The organism is Zhengella sedimenti (genome assembly GCF_046506625.1).
In the GTDB taxonomy this organism is placed as follows: domain Bacteria; phylum Pseudomonadota; class Alphaproteobacteria; order Rhizobiales; family Rhizobiaceae; genus Zhengella; species Zhengella sedimenti.
This window is the reverse complement of the sequence record NZ_JBKFFP010000001.1, coordinates 653826-670200: the sequence shown is the minus strand read 5'-3', so window position 1 is coordinate 670200 and position 16375 is coordinate 653826. Positions and strand designations below refer to the sequence as shown.

Below are 16375 nucleotides of genomic sequence, written 5' to 3'. Positions count from 1 at the left end.
GAGCTTCCGGCAGGCAATGCGGGCCGGACCAGATGACGGATAGCGGGGACGACAGGCGCGAGCGGGAAATCGACAAGCCGCTTGGCCAGGACGCCGGTCGCCGTGGCCGTGGTTACGGGCTTCCGCGCGGCTTGTTCGGCGCTGCCCTCGCGGTTGCCGTTGTCGCGCTTCCGGCTGCATGGATCGCGCTGTCCAGCGACCCCTTCCGTGAGGTCGGGCCTGAAATGACAGCCCGCCCGCTGCCGTCTGCGACGGAGATCGGGACTTCCCCGCCGGAACCCGCGCGGGAAACGCCCGCCCCACGCCAGGATGGCCCGGCGGTCATCAAGGTCCAGCCGGATGGCGCCGCAGGGAATGCTGGCGACACGGATTCGGGCGATTCCCGCAGCGTGATCGTGATCCGCGACCCCTCGGAACTGAAGCAGAATACCCGCACCGCCCATCTTCCCGACCGTGCGCTGATCGAACAGTCCCAATATGGTTCCCTGCCCGTGACCGGGCCCGACGGCCGGCGGCCGTTCGATGTCTATGCAGGCGCGTGGTCCGGGTCACGCGGCGCGAAGGTGGCGATCGTCATCGGCGGGCTCGGCCTATCGCAGACGGGGACCCAGGAGGCGATCCGCAAACTGCCCTCCGGCGTGACGCTTGCCTTCTCGCCCCATGGCAACAGCCTGAACCGCTGGATGCAGGAAGCCCGCCGCGCGGGCCACGAAATCCTGATGCAGATCCCGCTTGAGCCCTTCGATTTCCCGCGCGTCAATCCGGGCCGCAACACGCTGACCGTGAACGCCGAAGCCGGGGAGAACCTGGCCGGCCTTTACTGGACCCTTGGCCGCACGACCAATTACGTTGGCGTGATGAACTACATGGGTGCCCGCTTCATGGGTGACGAAAAGGCCATGCAACCGGTCATGGCCGATCTCGCCGCCCGTGGGCTGATGTTTCTCGACGATGGCAGCTATGCGCGTTCGCTTGCGCCGCAGATGGCGGCGCGCGAAAGGATGCCCTTTGCCGGCGGGGACATGATCATCGACCAGGTCCAGGACAGGGCCGAAGTGCTGAGGAAGCTCGATGAACTCGAGGCTGCGGCCCGCGCGGGCGGCAGCGCCATCGGCATCGGTTCGGCATTTGATGTTACTGTCGACACGGTCGCCAATTGGGTCGCGGAGGCGCGCAGGCGTGGCGTCGAAATCGTCCCGGTTTCCGCTCTCGCCGCCGATCCCCGGCGATAGGAACGCGGCCATTCGAAGGGGGACGGGGGATATGGGCAAGAAGCAAGGAAAAGGTACGGACCTGCCTTACAGGGCCTGCGCGGGTGTCATGATTCTCAACCGCGACGGTTACGTCTGGACCGGTCGCAGGATCGCCGGAAATGACAGCGAGATGGCCGGATCGGCCCAGTTGTGGCAGATGCCGCAGGGCGGCATCGATGCTGGCGAGACACCGGTCGAGGCTGCATGGCGCGAACTTTACGAGGAAACAGGCATCCGGACCGCGTCGCTCATCGAGGAAGCCCCGGACTGGGTTTATTACGACCTGCCGCCGGAACTCCTCGGCAAGGCGCTCAAGGGAAAATACCGCGGCCAGAAGCAGCGCTGGTTTGCCTTCCGTTTCGAAGGCGACGAAAGCGAGATCCGCATCAATCCCCCGCCTGGCGGTCATCACCCGGAATTCGATGCCTGGGACTGGAAGCCGATGGCACAGTTGCCTGACCTGATCGTGCCCTTCAAGCGCAAGGTCTATGAGCAGGTCGTGGCGGCCTTTGCACACCTGGCCGGCAAGCCCTCCTGAAACGAATATGCCGGTCCAGGCCACGAAAGAAAACGGGCCCTTTCGGGCCCGTCCGCGAACGATCGGTTCTTCGATCCGGATCAGGCCGGCAGGATAGCCCCCTGCAGCGTCGTGAGCTGGTCGAGGAATTCCTGTGCGCGCTGCTTGCCGTCATCGTCCTGCGCGTCTGCCAGGTCTTCACGGGCTTCCGCGATGCGGCGTTCGATATCGGCCTTGTCGATATTGTCCACATGCATGGAGGCCTCGGCAAGCACCGTGCAGCTTTCCGGCATGACATCGGCGAACCCGCCGAAAATCACATACCGGTCCGTCTTGCCGGCCGCCGTGTTCACGGTGACGACACCCGGACGTATGGAGGTCATCAGCGGGGCATGGCTGGCCATGACCGTCATGTCACCGTCGACACCTGGCACCACGACCGATTCGACATCTTCGGAGACCAGCAGCCGTTCCGGCGAGACCAGTTCGAACTTGAAGGATTGGGCCATTTCAATCTAGCGAACAGCGGACGCCACAAGCACCGCCGGAACCATCCCTGTTCGCTACTCCCTGTTCCCGATTCGCTTCTATCAGGCCGCTTCCGCGGCCATCTTCTGGGCCTTCTCGATCGCTTCCTCGATGGAACCGACCATGTAGAATGCCGGCTCCGGCAGGTGATCGTACTCACCGGCGCACAGACCCTTGAAGCCCTTGATGGTGTCTTCGAGGTCGACCAGCTTGCCCGGCGAACCGGTGAACACCTCGGCCACGAAGAACGGCTGCGACAGGAAGCGCTCGATCTTGCGGGCGCGCGCGACCGTCAGCTTGTCCTCTTCCGACAGTTCGTCCATGCCGAGGATGGCGATGATGTCCTGGAGCGACTTGTAGCGCTGCAGGATCGACTGCACCTGGCGGGCCACTTCGTAATGCTCCTCGCCGACGATCATCGGGTCGAGCATGCGCGAGGTGGAGTCCAGCGGGTCCACGGCCGGGTAGATGCCCTTTTCCGCGATGGAACGCGACAGCACGGTCGTGGCGTCGAGGTGGGCGAACGAGGTCGCCGGCGCCGGGTCGGTCAGGTCGTCGGCGGGCACGTAAATGGCCTGCACCGAGGTGATCGAGCCCTTGGTCGTGGTGGTGATGCGCTCCTGCATGGCGCCCATGTCGGTCGCCAGCGTCGGCTGGTATCCCACGGCCGAAGGAATGCGGCCGAGCAGGGCGGACACTTCCGAACCGGCCTGCGTGAAGCGGAAGATGTTGTCCACGAAGAACAGCACGTCCTGGCCTTCGTCGCGGAAATGCTCGGCGACCGTCAGGCCGGAGAGCGCGACGCGGGCGCGGGCGCCGGGCGGCTCGTTCATCTGGCCATAGACGAGCGCAGCCTTGGAGCCCTCGCCGCCACCGAGCTTGTTCACACCCGATTCGATCATTTCATGATAAAGGTCGTTGCCCTCGCGGGTGCGCTCGCCGACACCGGCGAACACCGAGTAGCCGCCATGCGCCTTCGCGACGTTGTTGATCAGTTCCATGATCAGCACCGTCTTGCCCACGCCGGCACCGCCGAACAGGCCGATCTTGCCGCCCTTGGCATAGGGTGCGAGCAGATCCACGACCTTGATGCCCGTCACCAGGATCTCGGCCTCGGTCGACTGGTCGACATAGGCCGGCGCTTCCTGGTGGATCGCGCGCATGGTCTTGGTCTTGAGCGGACCGGCTTCATCCACCGGCTCGCCGATGACGTTCATGATGCGCCCGAGCGTTTCCGGACCCACGGGAACGGAGATCGGCGCGCCGGTGTCGGTCACCGGCTGGCCGCGCACGAGGCCCTCGGTGGCGTCCATGGCAATGCAGCGCACGGTGTTTTCGCCCAGATGCTGTGCCACTTCCAGAACGAGCCGGTTGCCGTTGTTGTCGGTCTCCAGCGCGTTCAGGATCGGCGGGAGGTGTTCGGCAAAGGACACGTCGACGACGGCGCCGATGACCTGGGTGATCTTGCCGGCTTCGCCGGCCGCCTTGGTAGCTGCGGGCTTCTTGGCCGCTGCGGTTTTGGGAGTCGCTGCTTTAGCCATCGATCCTTACCTTTTCTAACCTCAGAGCGCTTCGGCGCCCGAAATGATTTCAATGAGTTCCTTGGTGATCTGCGCCTGGCGCTGACGGTTGTAGGAAAGCGTCAGCTTGTCGATCATCTCACCGGCATTGCGCGTCGCATTGTCCATCGCGGACATCTGCGCGCCGTAGAAGGAAGCCTGGTTTTCCAGCAGCGCACGGAAGATCTGCACGGAAATGTTGCGCGGGATCAACGCCTCGAGGATCGTTCCGGCATCCGGCTCGTACTCGTAGGTGGCGCCTGACGTATCGGCCACTGCCTCGCCATCGCCGGCGCTGGCCGGAATGAGCTGCTGGGCCGTCGGCACCTGGCTGATCACGGACTTGAATTCCGAGTAGAACAGCGTGCAGACGTCGAACTGGTTGTCGTCGAACAGCGCAATGATCTTCTTGCCGATCGCATCCGCGTTGGCAAAGCCGATATTGCGCACTTCACGAAGATCGACGCGGTCGATGATCAGGTTGGCGTGATCGCGCCGCAACTGGTCGTAACCCTTCTTGCCGACGCAAAGGATCTTGACCTGCTTGCCGTCGGAAAGAAGCTTGCGGACACGCTCCCGCGCCAGGCGGACGATCTGGGTGTTGAAGCCGCCGCACAGCCCGCGTTCGCCCGTGCAGACGACGAGCAGATGCGTTTCGTCCTTGCCCGTACCGGTCATCAGGCGCGGGGCATCGGCCCCGTCGCCCACGACCGACGCGATATTGGCCAGAACGGCACCCATCCGCTGCGAGTAGGGACGGGCAGCCTCCGCCGATTCCTGCGCGCGGCGCAGTTTCGCGGCGGCGACCATCTGCATCGCCTTGGTGATCTTCTGCGTCGCCTTGACCGATGCAATGCGGACGCGGAGGTCTTTCAAAGAGGCCATGTCGGTTCCCGTTCAGCTGTCAGGCAAAGCTCTTGGCGTAGGCGTCGATCTGTGCCTTGAGCTTTTCCTCGATTTCGGGCGTCAGGGCCTTCTCGGTGCGGATGGCCTCGAGCACGTCCTTGCCTTCGCCGCGCATGTGCGCAAGCAGGCCCTGCTCGAACTTGCCGACCTGGTTGACGGCCAGCTTGTCGAGATAGCCCTTCACGCCCGCATAGATCACCGCGACCTGTTCCTCGGTCTTGAGCGGCGAGAACTGCGGCTGCTTGAGCAGTTCGGTCAGGCGGGCGCCACGGTTCAGCAGGCGCTGCGTCGCGGCGTCGAGGTCGGAGCCGAACTGGGCGAAGGCCGCCATTTCGCGGTACTGGGCCAGTTCGCCCTTGATCGAGCCGGCAACCTGCTTCATCGCCTTGATCTGGGCTGACGAACCGACGCGCGACACCGACAGGCCGACGTTCACCGCCGGGCGGATGCCCTGGAAGAACAGGTCGGTCTCGAGGAAGATCTGGCCGTCGGTGATCGAGATCACGTTGGTCGGGATGAAGGCCGACACGTCGTTGCCCTGCGTCTCGATGACCGGAAGCGCCGTCAGCGAACCGGACCCGTTGTCCTCGTTCAGCTTGGCCGCGCGCTCCAGCAGGCGCGAATGCAGGTAGAAGACGTCGCCCGGATAGGCTTCGCGGCCGGGCGGGCGGCGCAGCAGCAGCGACATCTGGCGATAGGCGACGGCCTGCTTGGACAGGTCGTCATAACCGATCAGGGCGTGCATGCCGTTGTCACGGAAGTATTCGCCGATGGCGCAGCCGGCGAACGGCGCCAGGAACTGCATCGGCGCCGGATCGGAGGCCGTGGCGGCGATCACGACGGAATATTCCAGCGCGCCACGGTCTTCCAGAACCTTCACGAACTGGGCAACGGTCGAACGCTTCTGGCCGACGGCGACGTAGACGCAGAAGAGCTTGTCCTTCTCCGGGCCGTTGTCGTGGATCGGCTTCTGGTTCAGGAACGTGTCCAGCAGGATGGCGGTCTTGCCGGTCTGGCGGTCGCCGATGACCAGCTCGCGCTGGCCGCGGCCGACCGGGATCAGGGCGTCAATGGCCTTGAGGCCCGTCGACATCGGCTCGTGCACCGACTTGCGCGGGATGATGCCCGGCGCCTTGACGTCGACCTGGCGGCGTTCCTTGGCCTTGATCGGGCCCTTGCCGTCGATCGGGTTGCCAAGCGCGTCGACCACGCGGCCGAGCAATTCCGGACCGACCGGGACGTCCACGATGGCGCCGGTCCGCTTGACCGTGTCGCCTTCCTTGATGTCGCGGTCGGAGCCGAAGATGACGACGCCGACATTGTCGCTTTCCAGGTTCAGGGCCATGCCCTGGATGCCGCCCGGGAACTCGACCATTTCGCCCGCCTGGACGTTGTCGAGACCGTAGACACGGGCAATGCCGTCACCGACGGACAGGACCTGGCCGACCTCGGAGACCTCAGCCTCCTTGCCGAAATTCTTGATCTGATCTTTCAGGATTGCGGAAATTTCCGCGGCGCGGATATCCATCAGCCGACCTCTTTCAGTGCAAGCTTCATCGAAGTGAGTTTCGTTTTGAGTGACGTATCGATCTGCCTGGAGCCGATCTTCACGATCAGGCCGCCAAGTATGGAGGGATCAACCGTCAGATTGATGGCGACATCCTTGCCGGCGACGTCCTTGAGCGCCGTGGCAAGTTCCTTCTGCTGCGTCGCGTTCAGCGCGTGGGCGCTGACAACATCGGCGGCGATCTCGCCGCGCGCTTCGGCCGCGATGGCGCGGAAGGCGGTGATGATGCCCGGCAGCGCGAACAGGCGCCGGTTGCGGGCAACGACCTTCAGGAAATTGGCCAGCAGACCGTCGACACCCGCCTTCTCGCTGATGGCCGCGATCGCCCTGTACTGTTCGTCGGCCGAGAAGACGGGGCTTTCGATCAGGCGCTTGAAATCGGCCGATTCGCCGATCATCGTCTCGACCTGGCCAAGGCCGCTTTCCACCGCTTCGACCGAACCGGATTCGGCCGCAAGCTCGTAGAGCGAGCCCGCATAGCGCCTTGCGACACCGGAAATGAGAGAGGAAGACTGTGCCACGGGTGACCGTTTCTCTTTCTGGCGGGATCAAGTTCCGGCTGCGTGCTGGCCTGCCGGCCCGCCCAAGCCCTTGATCATATTGACGTTTTTTGGCGTTGTTCGCGGCGTTGCCGCCTTGTTTCCGCCAAAATGCGCTTGCCGTCTAACACAAGCTCATGAGACTCGCAACATGGCCGCGGTCATGCTTTTGGATCAACTTGCCGCAGCGCAGCAGCATCCGGCGGGCCGCCTTGCGATGTTCAGGCGACATATCCGAAGGCATAGGCGCCGCTGAGCACGCAGAGCCCGGCGCTCGACAACAGCACGAAGACGGTCGCAAGACGCGATGCGCTGCGCGAGAACAGCGCCAGCAGGGAACCGAGCGCGGCCAGTCCCCAGCCAAGCGAAAGCGACATGACAAGCATCTGCTGCGAGCCGAGCAGGATGCAGAAGCCACCCTGCCCAAGCAGGAATCCGCCGGGCAGCGCCCGCACCAGTGCCACCGCGTCGCCATTGCGCCGCGCGTCGGGCGCCAGCACCGCCAGCGCGATGCGGGGAACCGTGAGAAGCATCAGGCCGGCCAGGCTTGTGGCTGCCGCCGCCCAGAAGGCCAGCCATTCGCCCTGGGTGATCGGCCACGGAAACGCGAAATCCATCGGCTGGCTCCTTGAAGAGGGGGATGATCGGGCCGAATCGCCAGGGGCCGGGATTGGCCGCCAGCGCCGCGAGAAGAATCCCGGCCTGTGGCCCCTGTCAAGCGGCGTTCACGCTCACTTCACCGAGCGGTTGGCGGCATCCGGGCCGCACAGCCCGGTGACCGTCACAGCCGGCGCGCTGTTGTCCCCACGCGCCACCGTGATCGATCCGTCGAGCAGCGTCAGCAACTTCGTGCGGCCGCTGACGGTGAAATCGAGATCGACCGCCACCGGCACCGGTTCGAGCGTCCGGTAGCGCCGCCGTTCGCCATCGGGCCTCTTGTCCCGGCTGACCAGCGCCAGTTCGCGCAACAACCCGTTCACGCGTGCGTAACCGCGCTCGAACGTGCCGAACCCGTCGAAACGGCGCTCGGTGAAGAACAGCGTCGCCGGATCGGCATGCACCGTTTTCTGGCTTGTCAGTTCCTTTTCAGCCGCGCCCTCGCTCATGCCCTCCGCCGGGCCCCCGGCACCCAGGAAACGGCAATGCGCACCCGGATGATCGAACCCGATGGCGGTGAGCGAAGGCGGTTCAGCCGCCGGATCGGGCAGGTCGGGTGCTCCGTTGGCGATCGGTTCGCCATCCTGCACGGCCACGGGTTCCATTGCCTCGTCGTCTTCCGAAGGCGCGTCCGGCGGCCCGCCGGGGGCCGCTTCGCCGCCGGGAACGGGTTCGACCTGGGCGGCGGCCGGCAGGCCGGTTCCGGTCTCCGGATCGCCGGCTTCCTGGGCAAGGACCGGGCCGCAGGTCAGCGCCATGACGACGAGCGCCGCGATCGCATTGGATTTCGCCCGACTCTGTCCGGTCATGAGAAGGCTTCCTGCTTGGCTGTAGCGGTGAGTCTAGCCGATCGCGACGCCGGAGCAAGGCCCGGACCGCTCAGTCCAGCATCGACGCGATCATGGCGGCAGAAGACCGCGCATCCACTTCCGAGTCGCGCACGAGCTGGTCGAAATGCGCCGTCAGCGCCTGCACCTGCCGGCTTTCGCGGAACACCAGATACTGGCTGCCGATATAGACGACGCCGATCAGCGGCCCGAACACGGTGACCGGAGCGGAATAGACCTTGCGGTTGTCGTAGAGATAGAGCCGGAGCGAGGGATAGAGCCGCGCGCAGCTTTCCGCCATCACCTCGATCTGCCTGCGCCGCGCCCGTTCCGGGAGGCCGGACCAGTAACCTTCGCCGCGCGCCAGCGAGCGGATCATCTCCAGCGACACGCAGATCTCGTAGTCCGATCCCGGCGACTGCAGGAACTGCGCCTGGTCCTCCACCGCCGCCGTCGCCTGGGCCGGCGTCTTGTCGAGGAAGGCCGAATATTCGAAGTCGAGAACGGCATCGGTCTTCAGGATGTCGGGCAGCGTCGCCGGCACGTAGCGGATCTTGTGGCCCGCCGCCTCGCGGTGCCATTCGCGGATCTGGTCGTCGGACGGCGTATGCTTGGCGTCGGCGACACGGAAACTGGCCTTGAGCAGATCCGCCGCCGTTTCGCTGCGTTCAGACAGGCCAAGCAGCCAGTCGGCCGAAACGCCGAGCGCCGAGGCGCATTGCGCTGCCAGATGGGCATTCGGCAGCCGGAGGTCGTCGGCACCGCCGAGCACCTGGGCTATGGTCGAACGGTCCACCCCGCAGGCCCGCGCCAGCGCCGAGCGGCTCATTCCGGTCGCGGCCATGCGGGCGGAAAGCCGGTGGCGGAACAGGCGGGCTCTTTCTTCCTTGTCCATGCATTTTCTCGTCAGATATGAGAAAAATCATCAAATCCGGTTTTTTGCAGCAGATTATCAGAATTCCCGTGGTGGGCAAGAAAAGCCTATTCCCGAAGGCGTTCGGAACCAAACGGGGTTGATATGGAATCGAGACTGAGAACCGTCGTCAAAGCCGCCACGTGGCAGGTGCTGGGCCTGGTGACCATGAGCCTGCTGGCCTGGTTCCAGACCGGCAGCCTGGCCGGGGCATTTTCCTTTGCAGCATCGGCGGCGCTGGTCGGCTTCGTGATGTTCTTCGTTCACGAGCGCCTCTGGGGCTTCGTGCGCTGGGGCCGCCAGGCGAGCAGGGCGGACGCGCAAGCCTGATCCCAGTCTGGAAACATTCCAATCTTGCGTGCATCCGCTTGCAACACAGCAGACCCGGTGCCATGCGTTGTGCCGCCGCGGCGTTCCTGTCGCGGGCAGGTTCAATGTTGGGGCCTTGACCCCCATCGATTGGAGAGAAAGATGACCACGTCCAGGCGATCCTTGGCACTCACCCTTGTCGCGACCCTCATCGCATGTCCCGCCCTCGCATCGGGGCCCGGCACGAAATCCAAACCCGGAGAACACTTCGACTTCGCCAAGCCGAAGACCGAAGCCGAAGCCCGGGAAGCGCTGCGCGACCATTCCTCCGAAATGGTGATCGCGCTGACGAAGGGCGATCCCTACGGTATTCATGAGGAAAGCTACTACCTCGAAGATGCCACCGCATTCCTGCGCGAAGCGGGCATTCTGGGCGCAACGGAAGGCCTCGCCTTGGCCAATGTCATCGAGGCAGTTCATCTGGCCTCCGAGGACGAGGACCTTGCCGCCGTCAGGCAGCACATGCCGGATCTCCTGTCGCGCATCGACCATGTGCTGATCCGGCCAGCCGGAAGCTGACCGGCCTCCGGCGAACGGCCGGTGGTCAGGTCCGCCGGCCGGCAAGCTTCAGAAACGCCCTTCCGTCCGGATATGCAGGGTGGCGCCGCAATGCTTGCAATGCACCGCGTCGGCATCGTGCAGGAACAGCCCGCATGTCTTGCACTCATGGGTCACTTTCGAAGGCCGGAACAGCACCTGCAGCAGGCGCAGGAAGAGCGTGACGCCGAAGATCATGACCGCCACCGAGAGCATCCGGCCCGGTGTTCCGGTAAGCGTGATGTCGCCGAACCCGGTCGTCGTTAGCGTCGTGACCGTGAAATAGAGTGCATCCGCATAGTTGCGGATCTGCGGGTTGACATTGTGCTGCAGCACGTAGATCAGCCCGGTCATGACGAACAGGAAGACGGCGAGATTGGTGACCGCCAGCACCACGTCCTCATGCTTGCGGAAGAAGCGCAGATCCTGCCTGAGCCGGCTCAGCAACTGGTAGGTATGCAGCAGGCGCAGCGTGCGCAGGATGCGCAGGAAGCCGAATCCCTCGCCCGCTATGGGCGCCAGGAAGGAGGCGATCGCCGCGGCATCGGCCCAGGTGGACACCCGCAACAGGAACCGTCCGCGCTCGGCCTGGATCCAGGCCCGCAGGCAGAAATCGGTCAGGATCACCAGGCCCAGGGCAAAGTCGATGATCTCTATCGTCCGGTTGCGGGCGATGAAGGAGGTGACGATGACAAACAGGATGGTGACGCTGTCGAACGCCAGCAAGGCGTAGCGGAACCGGTAGGCCGCCGGGGAACTGCCTTCATAGAGATTTCGGATCGCGTCCAGCATCGTTCCCGTTTTTCGTTGCCCTCGTTCGTCCGGCACAGGCCCACAATGCAGGAACGGACGGCTTTTGCCAGCCCCCGCCCTTCCGCCGGCCGCTCACAGGAAGCTCTGCGGGTCGATATCGACCTGCACCCGGATCTGCCCGCGCTCCCTGGGGCCGGCTTTCAGCATCGCCCGGATGAATCCCTGCAGGTCGGCCTTGCGCTCGCCATGGACGAGCAGGCGCACCCGGTGCCGCCCGCGGATGAGCGCCAGCGGCGCCTCGGCCGGGCCGAGCAGCAATATCCCCGGCGCCTGTGGCGCAGCGCCGCGCAGCGCCCGCGCATGCCCCATGGCTTCCCCCGCTGTCGGCGCGGAAACGATGATGCCGGCCAGCCGGCCGAAGGGCGGCAGCCCCGATTTCTCGCGCTCGGCGATCTCGCGTTCGTAAAAGGCTTCGCGGTCGCCTGAAACGATGGCCCGCATGACCGGGTGGTCCGGCTGGTAGGTCTGGATCAGGCCATGGCTCTTCTTGCCCGTCCGGCCCGCCCGCCCGGTCACCTGCGAAAGAAGCTGGAATGTGCGCTCGGCGGCGCGCGGGTCGCCATTGGTCAGGCCGATATCGGCATCCACCACCCCGACCAGCGTCATGCCGGGGAAATTGTGCCCCTTGGCGACAAGCTGTGTGCCCACGACGATGTCGGCCTCGCCCTGCGCGATCGCTTCCAGTTCCAGCCGCAGCCGCTTGACCCCGCCCAGCAGGTCCGAGGACAGGACGATGATGCGGGCATCGGGAAAATGCGCGGCCGCTTCCTCGGCGATGCGTTCGATGCCCGGCCCGCAGGCGACGAGATGGTCCAGCGTGCCGCATTCCGGGCAGGCTTCGGGCTTCGGCTCGTTATAGCCGCAATGATGGCACATGATCTGGCCCCGGAACCGGTGTTCCACCAGCCAGCTTGAGCAGTCCGGACACTGGAACCGGTGGCCGCACACGCGGCAGAGGGTCAGCGGTGCATAGCCGCGCCGGTTGAGGAACAGCAGCGACTGTTCGCCGGCCTTCAGCGTGCGCTCCATGGCCTGCAGGAGGACCGGCGAGAGAAACCCGCCGCGCGCCGACGGATGCCTGCGCATGTCGATGGCCTTCAGGTCCGGCAGCGCCGCGTCGGCGTAGCGCACCGGCAGCGCGATGTGCCGGTAGCGGCCCTGTTCGGCATTCACCCGGCTTTCCACCGACGGCGTGGCCGAGGCGAGCACCACCGGGAAGCCGCCGATATGGCCGCGCACCACCGCCATGTCACGGGCATTGTAGAAGACGCGGTCCTCCTGCTTGTAGGCCGGATCGTGCTCTTCGTCGACGACGACCAGTCCCAGTTCGGCGAAGGGCAGGAACAGCGCCGAGCGGGCGCCGGCGACCACGCGCACGCGGCCTTCCGCCACCTGCCGCCAGACCTTTTCGCGCGCCCTGGGCGCCATGTCGGAATGCCATTCGGCAGGCCGGGCGCCGAACCTGTCCTGGAAGCGTTCGAGGAAGGCCTGGGTCAGCGCGATCTCCGGCAGCAGGATCAGCACCTGCCGTCCCTGTTCCAGCGCCGCCGCGACCGCTTCGAAATAGACCTCCGTCTTTCCCGATCCTGTCACGCCGTCCAGCAGCGTGACCGAGTAGCCGCCGCCGCGCACCGCGTCGCGCAGCCCCGCTGCCGCCGCGTCCTGTTCCCCGGTCAGGACCTGGCCCCCATACGCCGGATCGGGCGCCGGCACGATGGGCGGAGCTGGCAGATGCACCGTCTCAAGCACGCCATGGGCCGTCAGTCCGTCAATCACACCGGACGAGACGCCGGCGGCGTGGGCAAGCCCGGAGCGCGTCCATGCCATTCCGTCGCCGGCCAGTTCCAGCACCCGCTCGCGTGCCGCCGTCAGCCGGTCGGGGCGGATGTCCGTCAGCCGCAATGCCTCCAGCGGCGGCTCGGGCTCGAAGGCTGCCGGCGCCCTGAGCGCCATGCGCGCCACCAGCCCCGGCGGCGACAGGGTCCATCCGGCGACCCAGTCGATGAACCGCCGCATCTCCGCCGAAAGCGGCGGACAATCGAACACCCGCGCCACCGGTCTCAGCTTGCGCGGATCCACCGGTCCGGCGCCCCGGTCCCATACCACGCCGGCCACCATGCGCGGCCCCAGCGGCACCTGGACGATCGCACCCGCCGGCGCCTCCATGCCGGCGGGCAGCGCGTAGGTGTAGGGTGTCTCGGCGGGCGTCGGCACAAGCACCGCGACCGTCCCGTTTTCGGCCGAATCTTCCGTCATGATGGGTGACCTTGCCCCGATTGTGCGATAAGGGGAAGCCGACTTTCAAACGGCCCTGGCGGCCGTGTGCAGCCATTGACGGAGCGACCCATGAAGTTTTTTGTCGATACAGCCGACGTTGCCGAGATCCGCGAACTCGCCGATCTGGGTCTTCTGGACGGCGTGACCACCAACCCCTCGCTCGTGATGAAATCCGGCCGGGACATCATGGAAGTGACGAAGGAAATCTGCTCCATCGTCGACGGTCCGGTTTCCGCCGAGGTCACGGCGGTGGATTATCACGACATGATGAGGGAAGCGGCCGTCCTCACGAAGATCGCCGACAATATCTGCGTGAAGGTGCCGCTGACGCTGGACGGCCTGAAGGCCTGCAAGGCCTTGTCCTCCGACGGCGTGAAGACCAATGTGACGCTGTGCTTCTCCGCCAACCAGGCGCTGCTGGCGGCCAAGGCCGGCGCGACCTTCATTTCCCCGTTCATCGGGCGGCTCGACGACATCCACATCAATGGCATGGACCTGATCGGCGAGATCCGCACCATCTATGACAATTACGGTTTCCAGACGGAAATCCTCGCGGCGTCGATCCGCACCGTGAACCATGTCAGGGAAGCCGCGCTGATCGGCGCCGACGTGGCGACCATTCCGCCGGCAACGCTCAAGGCCCTCGTCCGCCATCCGCTCACCGACAAGGGCCTGGAAGCGTTCCTCGCCGACTGGGCCAAGACGGGCCAGAAGATCGGCGGCTGACAGGCAACTGCGAGATCCTGCTGACAGGATCTCGCAACCCTCCTTTAAGAAATTTGTTTACCCTCCCCTGCCATGGTCGTCCTTCACAGGTGAGGGCAGACCTTGGAGAAACTGGCGTTGCGCGACCGTATCCTGACGGTCGGACATCCCCGGAGCGACCTGCTGACGGACGCACAGTTCCGGCTCCTGCGAGGTGCTGTCGTTCCGCTTTTCAGCGGCATGCTGGTCATGTCAGGCATACACGGCCTGCTCGCCCATGCCTATGCGCCCGCCTGGGTCGCGCTTGCTCCTCTTGCTTCGCTTCTTCTTTTCACCGGCCTGCGCGGTTTCGTCTGGTGGCAGTCGCTCGGCCGCAGGATGGAGCCTGACGCGTGCCGCCGGCAGCTGATGCTGGTGGTCGTGAACGCCTTTGCCGGCGGCCTTGCCCTTCCCCTTGCCGTGATGATCCCGGCCATCGTGGCCGGAGGCGAAACGGAGGCGATGCAGGCCGCCTTGTGCATCCTGCTCACCATTGCCCTGTGCGGCTATTGCCTCCAGGCACTCCCCGCCGCTGCACTGGCGGCCTTTGCGGGTGCCCTGCCGGGTCTCCTGCTGTTTCCCGCCTTCTTTCCGAGCCCGGCCAACATCGCGCTTGCCGTCGGCTGCCTCGCCTTCGCCGGCCTGGCACTGGAAGCATTGTTCAAGACGTTCTCCGTCCTTGTCGAAGGCATAGAGGGCCGCGCGCGCATGGAGGCCTGGCGCCAGGCGGCGCTGCGCGCCGAAAAGACCAAGGGCGAATTCATCGCCAACATGAGCCATGAGATCCGCACGCCGCTCAATGGTGTGCTCGGCATGGCCGAGCTTCTGGCCCGCACCGGCCAGGACGCGCGCCAAGCCACCTATACCAACGTGATCATCAAGTCCGGGAACACGTTGCTGTCCACGGTGAACGACATTCTCGATTTCGCGCGGATCGAGGCCGGACAGCTTGTCCTCGACCCGCAACCGTTCTGCCTCTCCGAAGCGGTCGAGGACGTCGCCCTGTTCCACGCGCCCGATGCCGCGTCGAAAGGCATCGAGATCATCGACAGGGTCGATCCGTCCCTGCCGCGCTATTTCAACGGGGATGTCGCGCGTATCCGGCAGATCCTGTCAGGCCTCGTCTCCAATGCCGTGAAATTCACCGACCGTGGACACGTCCTGATCGATGTTTCCGGCAAGGTCGAACGTGGCACGGCGCGAATCAGCATCCGGGTGGAAGACACCGGCTGCGGTATCGAGGCGGGGCGCCTGCCCGGGATATTCGACCGCTTCGCCCGCAGCGACAGCCCCGCGCGCGGACGCCACGAGGGACCGGGCCTCGGTCTCGCCATCGCCCTGCGTCTTGTCCACCGCATGGGCGGCGAGATCGGCGTGGAAAGCCAGCCCGGCGAGGGGTCGAGCTTCTGGGTCCACCTTCCGCTCGATGTCCACGAGGTCCTCGAAGCCCCTGTCCATCTGCCGCCGGACGTACAGGGCGCGCGCGTCCTGATCGTTGACGACAATGCCGTCAACCGTTCCATCCTGTCGGAACTGATGCTGCAATGGGAATTCGAGGCGGCCGCTGTCGAGAGCGGCGCCCTGTGCCTGGCCTTCGTCGAACGGGCCACGGTGCTGGGTGCGCCGGTCGACTGCGTTATCCTGGATCACCGGATGCCCGGCGGAAACGGTCTGGACGTGGCCCAAAGGCTGCGCTCCGATCCCGCAACCGCCAGCCTGCCCATTGTCTTCCTGTCATCCGTTGACGATGCGGAAATGGAAGCGGGAAATTTCGACCCGGCGATCACGAAGCGCCTGGCAAAACCGGCGCGATCCGCCGCCCTGCGCGAGGCGATCGTGTCCGTGATAACCCGCGGCCGCGAAAATGCCCGGCCACGGGGCATGGAAGGAGCCGCGACGGCGCGGCCGCGCCAGCAGGCCGGCGGCGCCATTCCCCCTGTCGCGCAGACACGCGAAACCATCGACGTGCTTGTCGTCCAGGACAATGAATTCCAGCAGGCCGCCTGCCGTCAGGCGCTCGAAACGCTCAACCTGGATTTCCGCATCGTCTCGACCGGCGAGCAGGCCATCGCCATCGTGCGCGAATGCCATCCCAGGATGACGCTCGTCGACACCGTGCTGCCCGATATCGATTGGCGCGACGTGGCGGACGCCATCCGCCGCGAAGGCCTGCTGCCGGACGGCACCCCGCCGCTTGTCTTCGCTCTCGTGACGCGGGACGGGCCCGGCGCGCTGCATGGCGGACTGCCTGCCCAACTTGACGGCCGGGTCGAGAAACCGCTCTCCCCGGCCAAGCTGTCGAGCCTGACGGGCAACTGGCTGGGCCGCGGCAAGGATCCGGCCAGGAAAATCGGCTGAACGGATCGCGC

16 protein-coding genes are annotated in these 16375 nt (G+C 65.5%); 6 read left to right on the top strand and 10 right to left on the bottom strand.

The annotated features are described in order from the left end of the window. Window positions 1-32: 32 nt before the first annotated feature. Both ACLB6G_RS03385 and ACLB6G_RS03380 read left to right on the top strand, forming a co-directional pair. Complete coding sequence (locus tag ACLB6G_RS03385) at window positions 33-1232, top strand: divergent polysaccharide deacetylase family protein (protein WP_410354694.1); 1200 nt, start codon at window positions 33-35, stop codon at window positions 1230-1232. Window positions 1233-1263: 31 nt separating this feature from the next. Further along, complete coding sequence (locus tag ACLB6G_RS03380) at window positions 1264-1791, top strand: RNA pyrophosphohydrolase (protein ID WP_410354693.1); 528 nt, start codon at window positions 1264-1266, stop codon at window positions 1789-1791. Between the two features lie 80 nt (window positions 1792-1871). On the opposite strand, the gene ACLB6G_RS03375 is transcribed toward ACLB6G_RS03380, so the two are convergent. The 8 genes from ACLB6G_RS03375 to ACLB6G_RS03340 form a co-directional block, all read right to left on the bottom strand. Continuing rightward, window positions 1872-2279: a F0F1 ATP synthase subunit epsilon gene (locus ACLB6G_RS03375; protein ID WP_410354692.1), complete on the bottom strand. Its 408-nt coding sequence runs from the start codon at window positions 2277-2279 to the stop codon at window positions 1872-1874. A gap of 81 nt (window positions 2280-2360) precedes the next feature. Beyond that, window positions 2361-3839 (bottom strand): F0F1 ATP synthase subunit beta, encoded by a 1479-nt coding sequence (gene atpD, locus ACLB6G_RS03370; protein WP_410354691.1) that lies wholly within the window; start codon window positions 3837-3839, stop codon window positions 2361-2363. Between the two features lie 21 nt (window positions 3840-3860). Then, the gene (locus ACLB6G_RS03365) at window positions 3861-4742 is read right to left on the bottom strand and encodes a F0F1 ATP synthase subunit gamma (protein WP_410354690.1); all 882 of its coding nucleotides are present in this window, start codon (window positions 4740-4742) and stop codon (window positions 3861-3863) included. A 19-nt stretch (window positions 4743-4761) separates the two neighbouring features. Next, window positions 4762-6291 (bottom strand): F0F1 ATP synthase subunit alpha, encoded by a 1530-nt coding sequence (atpA, locus tag ACLB6G_RS03360; protein WP_410354689.1) that lies wholly within the window; start codon window positions 6289-6291, stop codon window positions 4762-4764. Then, on the bottom strand, window positions 6291-6851 hold the full coding sequence (locus ACLB6G_RS03355; protein ID WP_410354688.1) for a F0F1 ATP synthase subunit delta: 561 nt from the start codon (window positions 6849-6851) through the stop codon (window positions 6291-6293). The genes atpA and ACLB6G_RS03355 overlap by 1 nt, the downstream gene beginning before the upstream one ends. Before the next feature lie 239 nt (window positions 6852-7090). After that, window positions 7091-7486, bottom strand: a complete 396-nt coding sequence (locus tag ACLB6G_RS03350; protein ID WP_410354687.1) for a DUF4345 domain-containing protein — start codon at window positions 7484-7486, stop codon at window positions 7091-7093. A gap of 114 nt (window positions 7487-7600) precedes the next feature. Next, the gene (locus tag ACLB6G_RS03345; protein WP_410354686.1) at window positions 7601-8335 is read right to left on the bottom strand and encodes a hypothetical protein; all 735 of its coding nucleotides are present in this window, start codon (window positions 8333-8335) and stop codon (window positions 7601-7603) included. Window positions 8336-8405: 70 nt separating this feature from the next. Further along, window positions 8406-9248 carry a helix-turn-helix domain-containing protein gene (locus ACLB6G_RS03340; protein WP_410354685.1) on the bottom strand — a complete coding sequence of 281 codons (843 nt, stop codon included), beginning with the start codon at window positions 9246-9248 and terminating at the stop codon, window positions 8406-8408. A 123-nt stretch (window positions 9249-9371) separates the two neighbouring features. On the opposite strand from ACLB6G_RS03340, the gene ACLB6G_RS03335 reads away from it, so the two are divergent. Together ACLB6G_RS03335 and ACLB6G_RS03330 are read left to right on the top strand one after the other, a co-directional pair. After that, window positions 9372-9596: a DUF2061 domain-containing protein gene (locus tag ACLB6G_RS03335; RefSeq protein WP_410354684.1), complete on the top strand. Its 225-nt coding sequence runs from the start codon at window positions 9372-9374 to the stop codon at window positions 9594-9596. Between the two features lie 141 nt (window positions 9597-9737). After that, window positions 9738-10154 carry a DUF6746 family protein gene (locus ACLB6G_RS03330; protein ID WP_410354683.1) on the top strand — a complete coding sequence of 139 codons (417 nt, stop codon included), beginning with the start codon at window positions 9738-9740 and terminating at the stop codon, window positions 10152-10154. 48 nt (window positions 10155-10202) lie between these two features. Here ACLB6G_RS03330 and ACLB6G_RS03325 read toward each other — a convergent pair whose 3' ends face one another. Beyond that, window positions 10203-10964, bottom strand: a complete 762-nt coding sequence (locus ACLB6G_RS03325; RefSeq protein ID WP_410354682.1) for an ion channel — start codon at window positions 10962-10964, stop codon at window positions 10203-10205. A gap of 93 nt (window positions 10965-11057) precedes the next feature. Next, window positions 11058-13241 (bottom strand): primosomal protein N', encoded by a 2184-nt coding sequence (locus ACLB6G_RS03320; protein WP_410354681.1) that lies wholly within the window; start codon window positions 13239-13241, stop codon window positions 11058-11060. A gap of 90 nt (window positions 13242-13331) precedes the next feature. Between ACLB6G_RS03320 and fsa the strand changes: the two genes are divergently transcribed. Further along, on the top strand, window positions 13332-13988 hold the full coding sequence (gene fsa / locus ACLB6G_RS03315) for a fructose-6-phosphate aldolase (RefSeq protein WP_410354680.1): 657 nt from the start codon (window positions 13332-13334) through the stop codon (window positions 13986-13988). Between the two features lie 102 nt (window positions 13989-14090). Continuing rightward, a complete protein-coding gene (locus ACLB6G_RS03310; RefSeq protein ID WP_410354679.1) occupies window positions 14091-16364 on the top strand; it encodes a response regulator in 2274 nt (757 codons plus the stop codon). The last annotated feature ends 11 nt before the right edge of the window (window positions 16365-16375 follow it).